Source organism: Cytobacillus spongiae (assembly GCF_021390075.1).
On sequence record NZ_CP089997.1, the window covers coordinates 798,388 to 814,681 of the forward strand.

29 protein-coding genes are annotated in these 16,294 nt (G+C 36.1%); 26 read left to right on the top strand and 3 right to left on the bottom strand.

The genetic code is table 11. The features are described 5' to 3' along the window. Positions 1 to 3: 3 nt before the first annotated feature. From LS684_RS04215 to LS684_RS04225, 3 genes are all read right to left on the bottom strand, one after another. The gene (locus LS684_RS04215) at positions 4 to 990 is read right to left on the bottom strand and encodes a DUF6731 family protein (protein WP_233810204.1); all 987 of its coding nucleotides are present in this window, start codon (positions 988 to 990) and stop codon (positions 4 to 6) included. A 36-nt stretch (positions 991 to 1,026) separates the two neighbouring features. Beyond that, positions 1,027 to 1,941: a BRCT domain-containing protein gene (locus LS684_RS04220; protein WP_233810206.1), complete on the bottom strand. Its 915-nt coding sequence runs from the start codon at positions 1,939 to 1,941 to the stop codon at positions 1,027 to 1,029. Positions 1,942 to 2,025: 84 nt separating this feature from the next. Further along, the gene (locus LS684_RS04225) at positions 2,026 to 2,361 is read right to left on the bottom strand and encodes a helix-turn-helix domain-containing protein (protein ID WP_233810208.1); all 336 of its coding nucleotides are present in this window, start codon (positions 2,359 to 2,361) and stop codon (positions 2,026 to 2,028) included. Between the two features lie 172 nt (positions 2,362 to 2,533). On the opposite strand from LS684_RS04225, the gene LS684_RS04230 reads away from it, so the two are divergent. From LS684_RS04230 to LS684_RS04350, 26 genes are all read left to right on the top strand, one after another. After that, positions 2,534 to 2,764, top strand: coding sequence for a helix-turn-helix transcriptional regulator (locus tag LS684_RS04230; protein WP_233810210.1), 231 nt, complete (start codon positions 2,534 to 2,536; stop codon positions 2,762 to 2,764). After that, positions 2,761 to 2,931, top strand: a complete 171-nt coding sequence (locus tag LS684_RS04235; protein ID WP_233810212.1) for a hypothetical protein — start codon at positions 2,761 to 2,763, stop codon at positions 2,929 to 2,931. Before LS684_RS04230 ends, LS684_RS04235 begins: the two co-directional genes overlap by 4 nt. Before the next feature lie 55 nt (positions 2,932 to 2,986). Beyond that, the gene (locus tag LS684_RS04240; protein ID WP_233810214.1) at positions 2,987 to 3,499 is read left to right on the top strand and encodes a helix-turn-helix domain-containing protein; all 513 of its coding nucleotides are present in this window, start codon (positions 2,987 to 2,989) and stop codon (positions 3,497 to 3,499) included. Positions 3,500 to 3,525: 26 nt separating this feature from the next. Further along, the gene (locus LS684_RS04245; RefSeq protein WP_233810216.1) at positions 3,526 to 3,906 is read left to right on the top strand and encodes a hypothetical protein; all 381 of its coding nucleotides are present in this window, start codon (positions 3,526 to 3,528) and stop codon (positions 3,904 to 3,906) included. A gap of 95 nt (positions 3,907 to 4,001) precedes the next feature. Next, positions 4,002 to 4,130: a hypothetical protein gene (locus LS684_RS24080; RefSeq protein WP_267930366.1), complete on the top strand. Its 129-nt coding sequence runs from the start codon at positions 4,002 to 4,004 to the stop codon at positions 4,128 to 4,130. Positions 4,131 to 4,195: 65 nt separating this feature from the next. Then, on the top strand, positions 4,196 to 4,513 hold the full coding sequence (locus LS684_RS04250; RefSeq protein WP_233810218.1) for a hypothetical protein: 318 nt from the start codon (positions 4,196 to 4,198) through the stop codon (positions 4,511 to 4,513). Positions 4,514 to 4,529: 16 nt separating this feature from the next. Further along, positions 4,530 to 4,880 (top strand): hypothetical protein, encoded by a 351-nt coding sequence (locus LS684_RS04255; RefSeq protein WP_233810220.1) that lies wholly within the window; start codon positions 4,530 to 4,532, stop codon positions 4,878 to 4,880. A gap of 182 nt (positions 4,881 to 5,062) precedes the next feature. Then, positions 5,063 to 5,431 (top strand): hypothetical protein, encoded by a 369-nt coding sequence (locus LS684_RS04260; protein WP_233810222.1) that lies wholly within the window; start codon positions 5,063 to 5,065, stop codon positions 5,429 to 5,431. A gap of 26 nt (positions 5,432 to 5,457) precedes the next feature. After that, positions 5,458 to 5,628 carry a hypothetical protein gene (locus tag LS684_RS04265; RefSeq protein ID WP_233810224.1) on the top strand — a complete coding sequence of 57 codons (171 nt, stop codon included), beginning with the start codon at positions 5,458 to 5,460 and terminating at the stop codon, positions 5,626 to 5,628. Positions 5,629 to 5,631: 3 nt separating this feature from the next. Continuing rightward, positions 5,632 to 5,829, top strand: a complete 198-nt coding sequence (locus LS684_RS04270) for a hypothetical protein (protein WP_233810226.1) — start codon at positions 5,632 to 5,634, stop codon at positions 5,827 to 5,829. Further along, on the top strand, positions 5,816 to 6,763 hold the full coding sequence (locus LS684_RS04275; RefSeq protein ID WP_233810228.1) for a hypothetical protein: 948 nt from the start codon (positions 5,816 to 5,818) through the stop codon (positions 6,761 to 6,763). Before LS684_RS04270 ends, LS684_RS04275 begins: the two co-directional genes overlap by 14 nt. Next, a complete protein-coding gene (locus LS684_RS04280) occupies positions 6,648 to 7,577 on the top strand; it encodes an ATP-binding protein (RefSeq protein ID WP_233810230.1) in 930 nt (309 codons plus the stop codon). The genes LS684_RS04275 and LS684_RS04280 overlap by 116 nt, the downstream gene beginning before the upstream one ends. Beyond that, a complete protein-coding gene (locus LS684_RS04285; protein WP_233810233.1) occupies positions 7,574 to 7,801 on the top strand; it encodes a hypothetical protein in 228 nt (75 codons plus the stop codon). Before LS684_RS04280 ends, LS684_RS04285 begins: the two co-directional genes overlap by 4 nt. A 159-nt stretch (positions 7,802 to 7,960) precedes the next feature. Continuing rightward, a complete protein-coding gene (locus LS684_RS04290) occupies positions 7,961 to 8,167 on the top strand; it encodes an XtrA/YqaO family protein (protein WP_432418793.1) in 207 nt (68 codons plus the stop codon). A gap of 76 nt (positions 8,168 to 8,243) precedes the next feature. Beyond that, positions 8,244 to 8,390, top strand: a complete 147-nt coding sequence (locus tag LS684_RS04295) for a hypothetical protein (RefSeq protein ID WP_233810235.1) — start codon at positions 8,244 to 8,246, stop codon at positions 8,388 to 8,390. Positions 8,391 to 8,645: 255 nt separating this feature from the next. Continuing rightward, positions 8,646 to 10,094, top strand: coding sequence for a DNA cytosine methyltransferase (locus tag LS684_RS04300; RefSeq protein ID WP_233810237.1), 1,449 nt, complete (start codon positions 8,646 to 8,648; stop codon positions 10,092 to 10,094). A 28-nt stretch (positions 10,095 to 10,122) separates the two neighbouring features. Next, complete coding sequence (locus tag LS684_RS04305) at positions 10,123 to 10,338, top strand: hypothetical protein (protein ID WP_233810239.1); 216 nt, start codon at positions 10,123 to 10,125, stop codon at positions 10,336 to 10,338. A 47-nt stretch (positions 10,339 to 10,385) separates the two neighbouring features. Then, positions 10,386 to 10,577 carry a hypothetical protein gene (locus LS684_RS04310; RefSeq protein WP_233810241.1) on the top strand — a complete coding sequence of 64 codons (192 nt, stop codon included), beginning with the start codon at positions 10,386 to 10,388 and terminating at the stop codon, positions 10,575 to 10,577. 73 nt (positions 10,578 to 10,650) lie between these two features. Further along, on the top strand, positions 10,651 to 10,992 hold the full coding sequence (locus LS684_RS04315) for a hypothetical protein (protein WP_233810243.1): 342 nt from the start codon (positions 10,651 to 10,653) through the stop codon (positions 10,990 to 10,992). A 62-nt stretch (positions 10,993 to 11,054) separates the two neighbouring features. Beyond that, the gene (locus LS684_RS04320) at positions 11,055 to 11,858 is read left to right on the top strand and encodes a DNA adenine methylase (protein WP_233810245.1); all 804 of its coding nucleotides are present in this window, start codon (positions 11,055 to 11,057) and stop codon (positions 11,856 to 11,858) included. Positions 11,859 to 12,381: 523 nt separating this feature from the next. After that, positions 12,382 to 13,368 carry a site-specific tyrosine recombinase/integron integrase gene (gene xerA, locus LS684_RS04325; RefSeq protein ID WP_233810247.1) on the top strand — a complete coding sequence of 329 codons (987 nt, stop codon included), beginning with the start codon at positions 12,382 to 12,384 and terminating at the stop codon, positions 13,366 to 13,368. A gap of 28 nt (positions 13,369 to 13,396) precedes the next feature. Beyond that, positions 13,397 to 13,570, top strand: coding sequence for a hypothetical protein (locus LS684_RS04330; RefSeq protein ID WP_233810249.1), 174 nt, complete (start codon positions 13,397 to 13,399; stop codon positions 13,568 to 13,570). Positions 13,571 to 13,688: 118 nt separating this feature from the next. Then, the gene (locus LS684_RS04335; protein ID WP_233810251.1) at positions 13,689 to 13,874 is read left to right on the top strand and encodes a hypothetical protein; all 186 of its coding nucleotides are present in this window, start codon (positions 13,689 to 13,691) and stop codon (positions 13,872 to 13,874) included. A gap of 22 nt (positions 13,875 to 13,896) precedes the next feature. After that, on the top strand, positions 13,897 to 14,277 hold the full coding sequence (locus tag LS684_RS04340) for an ArpU family phage packaging/lysis transcriptional regulator (protein ID WP_233810253.1): 381 nt from the start codon (positions 13,897 to 13,899) through the stop codon (positions 14,275 to 14,277). A 431-nt stretch (positions 14,278 to 14,708) separates the two neighbouring features. Then, positions 14,709 to 15,263, top strand: a complete 555-nt coding sequence (locus tag LS684_RS04345; protein ID WP_233810255.1) for a tyrosine-type recombinase/integrase — start codon at positions 14,709 to 14,711, stop codon at positions 15,261 to 15,263. Between the two features lie 567 nt (positions 15,264 to 15,830). Further along, a complete protein-coding gene (locus LS684_RS04350; RefSeq protein WP_233810257.1) occupies positions 15,831 to 16,148 on the top strand; it encodes an HNH endonuclease in 318 nt (105 codons plus the stop codon). Positions 16,149 to 16,294 lie beyond the last annotated feature (146 nt).

Genomic DNA, 16,294 nt, shown 5'->3' on the forward strand with positions numbered 1-16,294 from the left:
CAGTTATTGATTTTCAGTAGGATAATTTAATTCAATAACTGGTAATTCTGCACTCTCCAGCTGTTCTACATGTCTTCTCCATTCTTGGTTGGCTACCCTGTTGGACTCTTCATAATAATAATTAGAAATACCAATACCAATGGATTCGAATGCGGTATAGGAATTATCCTCCATTATTACCTTCTTAAGTATACCATCATTTTTTAAATCAGCGGTCGTTACCCTACGTTGGGTAGGACTATAATACTTTACTTTTGCTGATGCAAAGGTGTCGTTCTCCATATCTAGAACCTGTAATAAATTTATCAACATATCGAAATCCATTGGATTGGAACGATACCTTCCTTGACCTAAAGTAACAGTAGCGACATTTGCACCGATTTCACGGTATGCCTCTTGGGAATCACTTAACATCCTATATGCAATTGATTCTGGCCCTTCTGGAAGTTCTGTGAATAGTTGTGAATCACTTGATAAAAGATCTAGTTTTAACTCTATTGACCTTATATCACCCGACATCCGGATATCATTAAAAGAAGCAGGTGTTTCAATTGGAATGAGTTCAAATTGCCAACTCTCTCTTCCGTTCGAAGGAAGAAATGTGTTTAGATACCTTTCAATATGTTTGGGTCTTGCCCCAAAATGATTATATTCTAGAATAGCTAAGTGATAGGTAGGAATAAAAAGACCAGTTGTCAATTCCAAAATATCACCTGTAATTTCATTGCGTTGGTCAGTTCCTCTACTTCCAAGATAGGGCTTTTTATCCCTATAATTTGCAAATCCAACTATTCTATCTAAAGAGTTATTATTGGGATTTAAATTAGGCATAAGCATCTCAAGCAATGAATATGCTCCATAACTGTTATTTATGAACCTAATACCCTCATCAAGAGAAATAACGCCATCCAAAAAATCGGAAATCGATACATTTGTTCTGTTGCCGTTTCTAGTCAAAAAACAATTGAAAAACTGAATAGTAGTAGCCATTTTTACTTCCTCCCGAAAAAGTTTACTGTATAGAATTTAATTAATTTCATCCCAAAAATCATTCTCATGAATAATGATTATTTGAGAGCCTTCTTTTCTCATTTGAACTGCCTTTTCAACTTTACGGCCATAGCATGAGAAGGCCCAGCAAGGGTTTCCGTCTCCACCTACGATTAGGTAATCGGTCTTTTTGGTAACAGTATTCGTAAAGCTTCCACCCATATCCTCAATGATGCGTGCGATTTCATTCCGTTTTGCTCGAGTGGAGGTACCAGTAAAACAGAATGTCTTGTCCGTAAAAGCAATCTCAGGACACACAGCGCAGATTCCGTTTACCGAATATTTACTTTGTAAGGCTTTCATTTCGAATTCATTGATATTGTAGGAAATCCTCGTATCTATGAAGTTAGCAAAAAATGCTGTTAGCATGTTTCTCTCATCTTGACTAATAATCCCATCACTTCTAGCACTAACAAGTAAACTGTCAATTTCATCAAAAGGGTATGAACCTTTTAAGAATTCGCGATCTTCCATCCACTTGGATAATTGGCTAATTTCTTCATCAGATAATACATTATCTGCAAGCATTCCATGTAGAATTCCTTCAAGTTGTTGAATAGATGAAGTAATCATGTTGTAATAATCGTCAAATTCATCACTTTTAATTACTCGTTGACATAACCATAGTATGTCCTCCATCTCTTCACTTGTTAATTCATTATCAAATAAAGCATCATCGATCATGGGAATGATTTCTGAGAATGGGGATTTTTTCTTTAAATGTCTATGTAGATTGCACCAATTTGTAATTTCCTCAAGCTCCTCTGTAGTGACTACTCCATCAAACTTTATACCACTAATTATTCCCAATAGGGAGTTAACAGCTTTATGGACTTCGGCTTTTGAGCCGTAAACTCTGTATTCTTCGACTTCCTCATAGTGTTTTCTCAAAGACCTCTCCTCCTTAATTAAATTTACATTTTTGTTATATTTTAACAGTGATAATGTAAATAAAAACACGCATTATAGCGTGCATTACTTTCCTTCGTTCTTAATAATCTCCCAGATCTTCCGCAGCTGCTCTTGTCTCTCTGGAGTATCTTCTTTTATTTCTTTGAAGAAAATATTAAGTTTTGGATCCATTAGTTCTTCTTCTGAGTCCACTTGATTAGGTTTGTCTGTTCTACCGAGAAGGTAATCTGTTGTTACTTCAAAAAAATCTGCTAATTTTTGAAGTGTTTCAGTATCGGGTGTACGATTCCCATTCTCATATCCAGAAATAGAGACTTTAGTTACGTTGATTCTTTTTCCCAATTCTTCTTGAGTGATTTTACTCTTCTTTCTTAATTCAAGAATTCGTCGCCCCAACACTTTAATCACCTCGTTTCTTATATAAAAATTATAAGTTAACAAATAGATAACTTAAATAGATTAAACATCGAGTTAACTAAATAGAAATTATTTTTCAAAAAAAACTTGAAAGTTAACAAGTGGTTAATTATAATAAAGTTAACTTCAAGTTAACAGGGAGGGGAGAATTTTAATGGAGTTAGAAAAACTCAAGAGAATGAGAACGAAAGATAATTTAACTTATAAGCAAGTAGCAGATCTAGTTGGAATTTCAAAAGAGTACTACTGGATGATAGAAAATGGTAAGCGCCGGTTAACTTACGAGCATGCGGTTAAAATTGCAAAAGTATTTAATGTTAGCCCTGACCATATTTTTTTAAGTAATGAGTTAACTAAATGCGAACTTGGGGAGGTGAGTATGTGAAAAACCTTCCAGAAGTAAGCATGTGTCACGAGTTGTTGGCAAAGGTATATTTGGTTGCTCTTAATCTTCAACAGGATTCTTCTTATTCGAGAGAAGAAGGAGCTACTGATTTGCTTAATGTAGGAGAACAGCTTGATGAGTTAATTGAGCTGTTAAAACAAGAATAATATAGCTTGTGTCACAATCCTAGAAGTTCATTGGTACAGGAAAGGGGAGAGGAAGATGGCAATTGGAGAAGCGATGGCCGAGGCAAGAAAACGCCAGGGGTTAACTCAGCACGATCTAAGCCAAGAGGTCAACTACTCACGCGAATCCATTGCAAAATACGAAACCGGAGCAAGGAAACTGCCAAGAGAAATGTATTCAACTGTCACGCAGAAGATTGATGATCCGGAATTTTATTTTGAAACATGGGGAGAAACAACAGGATATGTGAGCATTCCTTATTTTGACGGAGAACACATTGACCGTCATCCAGCGAGCATGTTGATCCTAGTCAGAAGCGAAACACAAGAGGCATTAGATCACTTAAAACAGGTTACTTGGTCGAAGCCAATTGAAGCCTATTCTGATGATGATAGGGAGCAATTGAGGAAAGCTTTACTTGAAACGTTAGATGCAGCTGCATCGATGGTGAATCTTGTAGCAACCATTTGTAAGAAACATAGATTTTCGATGAAGGATTTGTTTTTAACTTGGCAAGTTAGCTTAAAGGCTCGGAGGTATAAGAGATAGGGCAAAACAATGTAAAGGAGATTCATATGTACAAAGATGAAAAAATCGAATTTGAAGATAGTGTCTCAATGACCAAAGAGGATGCCATAGAAGCAATAAAGAAATTTTTCAAAGGTAATAAAAAGTTTATAGACTTAGCATCTTCCATCATTCTATCAACACATCACTTTAACAAACTTAACAGCATGGATTTTCAAACTGAGAATTGGAATTGGGAAAAATTCATGAAAATCTCCATTGATACAGAAATCGGATTTAAACATTTTTGTTATCGCAAGGGAAATAAAAAATATGCCCCCGGTAATGTAAGGGCTGATCTAGAAGGAAACAACACCCACGAGATAGACGAATTTAACCTGGTCATTTATTACCGCGAAAATCAGAAATTAGAAGAATATACGTTATAAAGCAAACTACATCAAAAGATGAAGAAGTAGGTTACTAGTCTATCAATATTAGCTTTTATAGCAGCATATACATCCCACATAAGGGGGAGTGCCAAATGAAGAAGATTCAGTTAAATGCAGAACAGACAAGAAAATTCTTAATGTGTTTTTATGAAGATGCCAAGAGGTTGGCGAATGAGCGCAAGCAAAAGGAAAAAGAAAATAAGGAGGAAAAGGCAGGCTGAATTTAGCCTTCCTGAAAAGGACAAGCATTATTAATTGAAATTGAAGTTGAAGGAAGGGAAGGCACATGAGTACAAATACGATTCCAGCGCTACTAATGGAAGATCGCTACTGGAGGTCTATGCTTCATCTTTTTTTGAAACAGCCAAAGTTAAAAAGTGTATTAACCACTCAATTTTTCAATCTAGAGACCGGAGAAGTGAAAATCCAGTCATTAAAACGGAAAGCAGGACCTTGGTCTACATCTGAAAAAGCCATGCTAAACCTAGCACTGCACTTATTTAACGAGAGAAACAAGTTTAACTTGTCTGATATGGACTCATTGGATGATAACAATAAGAAATTAGCATTTGAAGCAATCAAAATTCGATTTAGGTATGAATAAAAGGAGGAACTAGGTTATGAAGCAATCAATCTACTTAATCCCTGCTCAGAGGGAGCTAATAAAGACAGCAATGAGAAGCTATCGCCTTGGATTAGAAGGAATCGGCCAAAGATTATTCGATATTGCTTATAAAAAAGTATTATCCATGAATAATCAAATTGAGTTAGATGGAATGGAAATGATCTATATAGCCCAAGCGCTAAATAAATGTGGAAAAGTACTAAGTTCATCTGGCAAATATAGAGAAGCTCAAATATATCGCCAACTGGCTCAAGAGGTCGAGTGTATTCGAATCCAATTTCAACGGACAAATGGTCCAAAAATAACCAAAGAAAAAGCAGCAAGTGCGGGAACACTCACTGCCTAAAAATAAATATCAATTCACTAATAGAATATCACTTTATCTGTGATACGGCAAGATTTGGTCTTGCCGTAATGACTAGGAGAGATACACTTGTTTCCCCCGTCAATTGTATCCATTTTTCCTCTACCCTTTGTTCCTAGTCATTACGGTGCGCACCGAATTTTCATGAAAGGAGAATACCTTAGATGACTCGTGAGGAGAAGCGAGAAATACGCATTAAGATACATCAGGTCATTGAGAAGGATTGTAAGGGATGCCCAATAAGATACCACGAGCAAGCGCAAATGTGTAATTCCTTGTGTCCAGTAGGAGAAGAGTTACAGTTGTTGGCATCCAATCTAATAGGCGACGATTATCGATTACAGCGAAAGAAGAATAAACGTCCTGAAGATGTTCATAAGGGCAGATGGAATGAAGAGGAAGAACTCTACCTATTGCATCATATGGACTTATACCCAACAGATCACTTAGCTAAAAAGTTAAATAGGCATCCACAGTCAGTTTACAACAAGATTGTTTACTTTCGGAAAAGACAACAAAAGATTATCTGCTAAAAGTATATGAAGATGGTGGACAAGTTATGTTATATGAAGTTGATTTTACAGTAAAGCATGAGGAAGATTTTAAAGTTATTCATCAAGAAATCATCCCGGCTCTGTCTGTATCAGATTGTAAGGAAGAAGCAGAACGCATTAAGGCTCTTTTACAAAAGACAACTGATCTTCCTATCTTGTATTTCATAGGAGCATAGAAGATGTTTAATAACCAACAATCTAAAGTAGTTCTTCCTATCTGGTTACTAAACCAAAGTAAGAGCTTGGAGGCAAGTCAGTTTCAATATAATGTTCAACGATATTTGGACCGTTATCCAGGTTATGTTTTAAAAGGAGTTATTGGAGGCCTAGCAATCTGTGAAATCCAAAGGGAGGAGAAACTAAATGGCAAAATTTAGAATGATTCACACCGATTTTTGGGATGATCCAAAAGTGGTGGAAGAAATGACACCGGAAGATAAATACTTCTTTCTGTACTTACTAACGAACTCTAACACGACTCAAATAGGAATCTATCAAATTACGAAAAAACAAATGGCGTTTGATATGGGGTATTCCATTGAAAGCGTCAATGCCTTACTAGATCGTTTTATTACCCACCATGGTCTAATTCGATACAACAATGAAACAAGGGAATTGGCCATCAAAAACTGGGGTAAGTACAACTTTAACAAAGGTGGAAAACCTGTACTAGATTGTGTGAAATCTGAGCTGAAAAATGTTAAAGATATTGACCTTATCTCCTTTGTTGGGGAACGTATCGAAAAGGTAGAGATCAAAAAAATATACGACTCGTTCACGATTCGCTCTGAAAATGTTAAAAAATGTGAAACCCCTACAAATCAACATTTTGACGATACGTCAACGATACGGGCACAAGAAGAAGAAAAAGAAGAAGAAAAAGAAGAAGAAAAAGAAGAAGAAAAAGAAGAAGAAGCAGAAGCAGAAGAAGAAAAGAAAGCTGCTGAACGATTCGAATTGATTGAAAAATTTATATCACTTCGAGGACGTGGATTTGTACATTCGCCGAAAGATGAAGAGGCTGCCGAAGAAATTCTTTCGCAAGTACCGTTAACTGATGCAGTTTCTCTTTTAGAACAACGCTTTGACTTTTTTGTACCCAAGCATTCTAGAGATACTATCAACAGTTTAAGTTACTGTGTAGGTTTTATATTAGATAAATATCTTGAGAAGCAGAACATTGAGGAGGGTAACAGTGAAAACGGAACAAAGATTCACAAGTATAGACCAGGTATTAGCCCATCTGCAGGAAAAAGTGCAGAACAAGCTATCAGAGAAGCAGAAGCATCCAGGAGAGCATGGGGAGGATGAAGGGATCAAGTATGAGTGTCCTAAGTGTAAAGACACAGAATTTATCTCCTATGTGGTAGAAGGTCCAAATGGATATCCATACGAATTTGGGAAAGTCTGTGACTGTCGTGAGCGCAAAGCGTGGAAAAGAAGGTTTAAGAAGGCAATGATTCCGGATGAATTTACAAATGCTAATTTTGAGAATTTTCAGCGAAATAATCGAAGCCAAGAGGATATGTATCAACTTACATTCGATTATCTAAAGAACTTCAAAATTGTGAAGGATCAAAACGGGAAAGTGGAAAAGAAAATACCTTATCAAAATTTTGGTTTACTTGCGGTATTTGGAGAACAGAGAATAAAAGAACTGCCAATGTCAGAACGATCCACGGTAAAAGTAAAGCACAACAATTACGGAGTTGGAAAAACACACTTACAAATATCTCTCGCCAAACGGTTGATTAAAGACGGGTTTAAGGTCCTTGTAGTTTCTGATGTCATCTTTGTCGAAGAGCTAATGCAAGCCAAAATGATGAAAGATGATGGGGAAACCTATAATAAACTCCTTCAAAGCGCTCTTAATGCAGATGTTCTCATATGGGATGACATAGGGAAAATGAATTGGACAGAGGCAAGAGAGCGAATGTATTACACCATCATAAACGAGCGTTATCGTAAGCAAAAGCCCATAGTATTTAATTCTAACGAAGATCGTGGGACTCTGGCGGATAAGATTGGTCATGCTGCAGCTAGTAGATTAATAGGGCAAGCCGAAGAATTTATAAGCGACGTGGAAGGCCAAGACTGGCGATTAAAGAAAGGGGCGAAACAATGACTAGTCTAGTAGGGTTTAATGGCCCAAAGCCATACGCGGTTATTATTTGGATTCTAAACGGAAATCAGCATGCAAAAACAATCTGCTATTCAGAGGCGGAAGAGACGCAAGCTATAAAACGTCTACATACATCAGGAGACTTATACAATCGTTTCGACCAAGCAATCATCGTCCGAGATAATGAAATCATCTGTGATCAAAAAGAATCGAAGATAGGTGCCTAGCGATGGGGGTACTTTATAAAGCTGTCATGAAACTAAAGGATATAGAAAAAGAAAAATCCAAAGAGGTTTCGAAATCAGAACATAAAAAAAGGCCGGGCAATAGCCCAGCAAAAACAGTTAAATGAACACCTAAATTATAGCATGAACGAGGTGTTCAATGTGAAGCGAGTGCAAGAATTAGCAATTAATATTAACGATATGAGCATTAATCAAAAATTAGAATCAGGAAAAATAAAAGTCATTGTATTAGACGGTGTAAAAGGGACAGCAACAATTTGTGAAGCAGCTGAGCATGGAGAAACAGTAATCGAAACGATTAACGGAAAAACTAAGCGAATATCTTTTCGTGAAAGTGAACTCATCTAAGATCAATTCTCACACACTCTAGGTACCTAAATAAGTAGCTGCATGGTACAAAAGACGATAATTGGAGGAGATTATCATGTCACTAAGGCAAATTCAAAAAGTGTTAAATAAAACCTCTCGTGCAATTGGAGATATTAACGCAGTAAAAAAAGGTACCTTACACAAAAGGGTAAAAAATAGAACGATCGGCAGAAACCCTGTAAAAAAATTGTTGAAATTCTAATATGAGGGCTATCCATTAATTTTGGATAGCTTCCAGATGAGGAATAGTGATGAAAATCTGTATAGGGAAACCAAGTGAATGTTCAAACTGTGGTGAGTTATTCATAGTTAGCAAAAGTGAGCAAGTCATGTATTGCTGTAGTAAATGTGAACAGTCGCATAGTTTGTTTAAAGTAGTCAATTCAGAAATAGAGACTGACTTAAACGTGGGTAGTGTCGGTTTAGAATAATGAAGCGACAAAAAAGGAGGGAGAAAATGCAACTGAATTTATTCAGAGAAATTATCGTAGATAACTTTGCTGGTGGTGGTGGAGCTAGTACAGGAATTGAAATGGCAACTGGCTTATCAGTTGATATTGCTATCAATCATGATCCTGCAGCTATTGCAATGCACAAAGTTAATCACCCAGATACAGAACATTATTGTGAGAGTGTTTGGGATGTGGATCCAGTAAAAGCTGTAAAGGGAAGAAAAGTAGGACTTGCGTGGTTCTCTCCTGATTGCAAACACTTCAGTAAAGCAAAAGGTGGTAAACCTGTTGAAAAGAATATAAGAGGTTTAGCTTGGATAGCTGTAAAGTGGGCAATTGCAGTTAAACCTAGAGTCATAATGTTAGAGAATGTTGAAGAATTCAAGACATGGGGTCCGTTAACAGAAGAGGGTTATCCAGATGGAACACAAAAGGGGAAGACCTTTAATTCATTTGTTAAAGCATTAGAATCTCTAGGGTACAAAGTGGAATTTAAAGAGTTAAGAGCATGTGATTTTGGTGCTCCAACAATCCGAAAAAGATTCTTCATGGTTGCTCGATGTGATAGCAAGCCGATTGTATGGCCACAACCAACGCATGGTGATCCCAATAGTCTTGAAGTAAAGGCAGGGAGATTAAAACCTTGGAGAACGGCGTCGGAGATCATAGATTGGGATATTGGTACTCCTTCCATTTTTGAGAGGAAGAAACCTTTAGCTGACAATACCATGCGAAGAATTGCTCGAGGAATTCAGAAGTTTGTAGTCGATAATCCTCAACCTTACATTGTTAGAATCGGTCAGACGGGTTTTGGTGGGGATAGGTTGCAATATGAGTTAGACAAGCCTTTAACAACGATTACTACGAAGGCTGAGCATTGTTTGGTTACTCCTTTTCTTTCTCAATACTACACTGAGACTAACCCCAATGAGGTTAGAGGACAATCTCTAAAAGAACCAGTTTATACAATACCGACTGCAAATAGATTTGGATTGGTATCTGCTTTTCTTGCTAAGAACTATGGAGGAAATTATACAGGTGCAGGAATCAATTTGAATGAGCCATTGCATACAATTACTGTCAAGGATCATCATTCATTAGTCCAAGCCTTTCTTATGAAATACTACGGTTCTGATATTGGTCAATCAATCAGAGAACCACTTCACACTGTTACTACGAAAGACAGATTCGGATTAGTCACTATTCATGGTCAAGATTATCAAATCGTTGATATTGGCATGAGGATGCTACAACCACACGAACTATATGCAGCTCAAGGTTTTCCAAAAGAATACGTTATTGAAAGAGATATCAAAGGAAAGCCTTACCCTAAAACTCAACAAGTGGCTAGATGTGGTAATTCAGTACCACCACCTTTTGCGGATGCGCTCGTTAGAGCTAACCTTCCGGAAATGTGTGTGGAAAGTTCCAGGTATAAAAGAGCCATAGTGTAGTGTCGTATCACAAAGAGGAGGAAACTCAATGCCAGTTTATTATGTTGAAGAAAGACCTGCTGACAGGTTTTTCGAAAGGCAACTGCCTAATGGATCATACAGGTATGAAGGATATCATAACACAATTAAATATTGCATCGATTCCAAAGCTAAGAAATCCAAAGATGAAATTAAGGACTTTCTAGATAGTTGTTCAATTGACTATTTAATAGATAAAGAGGGTTATATCATTAACCTTCGTTAGTGACACATTCCGAGATTGTAGTACAGGAATAAAGGATGGTGTATACGGTGACTAGTTCATATGTAATTAAAGACGAAAAAGGGTTTGTAAAATATAACACTCGCTTTGGTGATTATAATGAAAACAGCTATTTTGAAGGATTTACGAGTATACCTGAAACTTTCTTTTCAAGTGAATACAGAGCAAAACTAGAAGCTGAATTATGCGGTTTAGAACAATACAAAGTCGTTTCTATTTAAAAGTTTAATGAACAATTCGATGAAAGAACGTTCATGACCCACGATATTCATTAAAAAAGGGAGCGAATTAATAATGAAACATAGAAAAAATGAAATGGTTTGGAACCAAAAAATCGGTATTTATACTTTACCTAAACGTGAAGTTAAGAACATAACATTTTCAGAATGTGGAGAAGTGGCTTACGGTAAAGCATCCGACTTCAAAAATGCTGATGAATTTATTAAGGAAGTAAACGAACAATATCACGAAGAAATGTGTGAAGTCGAAAACGTTAGAATTGAATCTTGCATTAGTACATTGGAAGGAATAGGTGCAGAAATGATTGTTCCGATATCAAGTACAGATATTGTAATTGAAAATTATTTCGTTGCTGATGTAAGTGAGATTGGAATTGCAGGAAGTGAAAGAGGGTAGTGCCGCAGTTCGAGTAAGATCAACAGCAGAATAATGTTGTTCACTAAAAGGGGGTTTTTAGTTTGGCAATACCAAGAATATTGCATTATCCAGGTAGCAAGTGGAGTATGGCTAATTGGATAATTAGTCATTTTCCAGAACATCAAACATATTTGGAACCATTTTTCGGTAGTGGTGCAGTTTTATTTACAAAGCAAAGAAGCCAGCTGGAGACAGTAAATGACCTTGATGGTGATGTAGTAAATCTTTTTAGGGTTATAAGAGAGAGACCAGATGAATTAGCACAGGCAATAAGATTAACTCCTCACAGTAGAGAGGAATATTACAATAGCTACCTCGAGGCAGAAGATGATTTAGAAAGAGCAAGAAGATTAATTGTTCGATTGTGGCAAGGAAGAGGAGGTAAAACATCACATAGAACTGGATGGCGTAGCATGATTGAAATGAATGGACCTCTTCCAGGTAAAGAGTGGTTGAACTTTCCTAATAAGATTGCTGCAGTCGCAGAAAGGTTACTTGGTGTTCAAATTGAAAATCAATCAGCAGTTGATTTGATTAAAAGATACTCTAGGCAGAATGTATTAATTTATGCTGATCCACCTTACATTTTATCTACTCGTACAACATCGAGTTATAAATTTGAAATGACTGAAGAAGATCACGAAGAACTTATTAACACATTGGATGAACATCCAGGTCCAGTTGTTCTTTCAGGATATTCTCACCCTATGTACGATGAAAGACTAAAATATTGGACAAGAGAAACCAGGAGAGCAAAGGTAGAGGCTGGTGCAATAAGAGAAGAAGTACTTTGGGTAAATCCTTTTGCAGCAGAGTATGGCGTATTTCAAGAGTCGTTATTTTAGTTATATCTTATATTTAATTATTTTATTTTAGAAATATGAAAGTTGATTAAATAACACCTTCCCCGCATGGTTAGTGAAGAAAAAACGAAAAAATGCTTACTTTCCGTTGAGAAGTACGGAGAAATAAACATTTTTGGAGTGTAACATCTTTATATTTAATTATTTCTTTTTGCCTGAAAAGTTAACCCAAAAAATCGGATTAACTTAGGCAGGCTCCATAAGAAATTACTTTTTTCTGTTAATTTTTTTAAAAAAGTGTCGAATTAAACCCACAAGAACTCCACTAATTAAAGTAGTGACAACACCAATAATTATTTGAAGCAATATAGTCATTACACATACCCCATTTCACAAGAACTTTTGAAAATGGGAGCTGCCAATAGTATCTTATTCAAACTATATGGTTTTGATTCAAAAAAGTTATGATGTAGTTTGAAAAAGTGATGAATTAAATTAGTTCAGAATTGCAATAAGACAAGATGCAACCCATATTTTAAGAAATTAGTAGAAGGAGGAGTTAGTCATGAATGCCAGTGAACAAATGATATCCGAAGTAACTGCTTATATATCCGAGTTGGTGCCAATTAATATCGAGCAAGTAAAAAACAAATTATCAAGTATTCTAGCAAAATACCATGTGAAGAAGGTTGAGCAAACTGACATTCATCCAGATCTAACAGAGAAGATTAGACTCTTCCTTTCTGCTAAAAAGCTTGAGGGTTTGAGTCCGAATACACTTCACGGTTATGGGATTGAGCTAAATAGTTTCTCCAAGCATTTGAAAAAGCGTGCAGCAGACATAACTACTGCCGAAATCAGAGTATATTTAGGCCAATTCGAACATCTTAAATTAAGTTCAATATCTAAGAAACTATCAGTATTAAAAAGTATGTTTGGATGGTTGGCAGCAGAAGAGTTTATTCAACGTGATCCAACAACTAAAATTAAACCACCTAAAAAGGAAAAACGGCTACCTAAAGCCCTTAATATTGAAGAGCTTGAGCTGTTGAGGGAGTCATGCAAGACAAGCAGGCAAAGAGCCTTCCTCGAAATACTCTATGCTACCGGCTGCAGGCTGTCAGAGATTCATGATCTCAATCGGTCAGATATCAACTATCAAACTGCCAGCTCTAGAGTCATTGGAAAGGGTAATAAAGAACGCGAAGTATATTTTAGCCCTAAAGCTATGTACCATCTAAGAAAGTACTTGATGAATCGAACGGACCTGGAAGAAGCGTTGATGATCACAGAACGTAAACCTTATCGAAGATTATCAAAAAGGGGTATTCAGAGGGAGATTGCAAAGATTGCCCAACAAGCTGGATTAGACAAGAGGATTAGTCCTCATACGTTAAGGCATACATTTGCCACATTAACATTAAATAATGGTGCAGATATAGCTGCGGTACAAGCGTTGCTTGGACACGAGGATCCTGCAACTACTCAAATATATGCCCAGCTTACAGAAGAAAAGAAACGTGAAACACATAAAAAATTCTTAGTGTTATAAATATCTAAAAAGAGAAAGGAGTCTAGTTATGAGTCAAGTTATCTCGTGGATTATGACAGAAGAGGAAAGACTGGCATATATTGATAAACATCCCATAAAACCAACAAGTAAGAAGTTAATTGATAAGAACCTTTCTAATAATGGTGTTGATTTTAAATGGAGGGGGAAAAAAGGTAACCAATCACGATATGGTACTAAATAATGCAGTATAATTGAGTTACAAATAAATACTAGTCCAAGAACGAAATAGCGTGAGGGCACTGATCAACAGCAATTAACATTGCTTTGATTGGTGTCCTTTTGTTTTTAGGAGGAATAAGATGGGACAATTATCTGACGAATTAAAGAATTGGTCAAAACAAAATAGTATTTCTCATCAAGAAATAGCAGATAAAGAAGTTATAAAAAAATATAAAGAAAAATTGTCAAAACATGATATTAAAGAGTTGATGGGAATTAATCGCCCAATATATAGGAGAACTCGGGGATCATTAAGGCAAAGATAATCTTACGGGGGAGGAAAAGAGAATGAGTATGCAGATGTCATTATTTAAGGAAGTTGACGAGAAACATGTACGATCTTTAGTGGCCAAAGAATTAAAACTATATAGAGCATTAAAGATACAGTCACAAAATAAAGAGGAACAAAAGGTTCACGGGGTGATCAATCTTTTCCCATCTCTTAGGGACCGTAGTGAGGAAGCAACTCTAAAGATAAAACAAATTGAAAGAGCATTATACGAATTACTGGACGATACAGAAAAATTGATTATTGAATTAAAATACCTTTCCAATAATGTGTTTAGTGACCTATACATCATGGAAGAGGTGGGCCTTAAAAAGGACCAGTTCTATCGAAAAAAGAGGTCAGCAATAAATATGATTGCGACTGCACTCGCAATTATTTAACACCAGAGAAAAAACCGACAAAAAGCCGAGAAAAAACCGACAAAACAGGGTCCAAATTGGGGACCTTTTTTTATTTTGGTAAACAGTACCATTGGTATATGGGAGACGCACCTATCCCTTATCAATGGTGTACTCATCAGATCTCTGCCGGGTAATGAAGCATGCCAGTCTACGAGGGGAGCATGTGGAATCCTAAGCGCGCTAGTCTTGCGATTGAGACGATTGGGGAATTTTAGAGATCACAATTTCTACTTGTATTTCTAAATCACAGCTAATCCTCTCGGTGTATTTGGATATATGAGTCATGTTGATATTTGCATATAACGTCGGAGTCATTCTCCCTTATAAATAAAACTCATTCCACTTCGACGTTATATGGAGTTATCAATACTTTGTCTTTTAAGGGAGGACAGATGAGATGTGATTAAAGTATGAATTTAGTCGAACCAATCAGAGATAAAGAAACAATAAATGCCATTAAGGATTATTTAAAAAAACGTAGCAAACGGAATTATCTGTTGTTCCTTTTGGGAATCAATACGGGGATGGCCATTGCAGATCTACTTAAATTAAAAGTTAGAGATGTAGAAGGTTGGCATATTGTCTACAAAAGACAAAAGACCCTTCACAAAAATCGGCCGACACAAAGAATAAAACTTCAAGCACCAATTAAAAAAGAAATTAGAGAATATATTAAGGGAAAGCCAAAAGATGAGTATTTGTTTAAGAGTAGGATTGGCCATAATAAGCCGATTACAAGAGCTATGGCATATCTCATTTTAAGAGAAGCAGCAGAAGAAGTAGGAATTGAAGCCATCGGGACGCATTCAATGCGAAAAACTTGGGGCTATTTTTATTATAAAACACATAATGATGTGGCAGATTTGCAAGAACAAATGAATCATGCTGATCCAAGTTACACATTACGATATATAGGAATTGATCAAGAGGAGAAAGATAAACGGCGTAATAAAGTGGTTCTTTAACCTTTTTTATTTATTATTGAATTGTCTTTATTTTAGAGTTGTCAAATTCATATTTAGGAATGGCCGGAAAGCTTGATATAGCTGATATGGATTAGCTCGTATGAATTTAACAGTCTATGTAATGAAGATAATTCACAAGGCAATTCTAATTGAGAATACGAGCTCATAAACACTTGGAAAACCACAAATATTTAAGTAAGAGATTAATAGAAGGAAAAAATATATTCCTGTCGAATTAGAAAAATAATATAAGATAGGAGTGATTGGTAATGATGTACCCAGGTGGAGGATTAGGACATTGATTGATTTTAGTCAGATAGATAAAACACCAGTAAATAATATAGCATTGAATTTAGGAATATTAATTGTAATTTGTTCTCTTATTTCGGTGTTAATCATCTTGTTGTTAAGACTTATTAAGCTACCAACTAGTATAATAAATAAATTAGTAGGATTAATAGTTGTAGCAACAATGTTAGGTACTTTCTATACCTTTAGTAAATTAAACTTATTTATAGGTTTTTAGAGCATCCTTCTAAGGGTGCTTTTTATTTTGGAGTGATATAAATGACGATAGACGAAATAAATAAGCTCTTAAACGAGGGTAATATCGTAAAGTTTTATAACTGTCGGAAATGGAGAAAACTCAGCAAAAGAATTCAAAAACGAGACAATTACGAATGTCAGAAGTGTAAACGACGAGGTAAGTACAGCAAAGGGAAGAACGTTCACCACATTAGGGAATTAAAAGTCGTTCCTGAGCTAGCTTATGCGGAGGATAACCTTGAAACGCTTTGTATTAGTTGTCATAACGAAGAGCACCCAGAAAAGCTAGAAGGCTTCAAGAAACCTGAACCAAAATTTATTAACGATGAGAGATGGTGAAATGAAGCAAAATGACAGTTATATACCCCCCGGTTTAAAAAATCGAGTTTTCCTCGGGGAACCGTACAACGGGGAGGGGTGACGATTATTTATCTGTGAGCAAAGGTAACTAGCTTAGTTTAGGAATAAATGGAAAATAAGTGGAA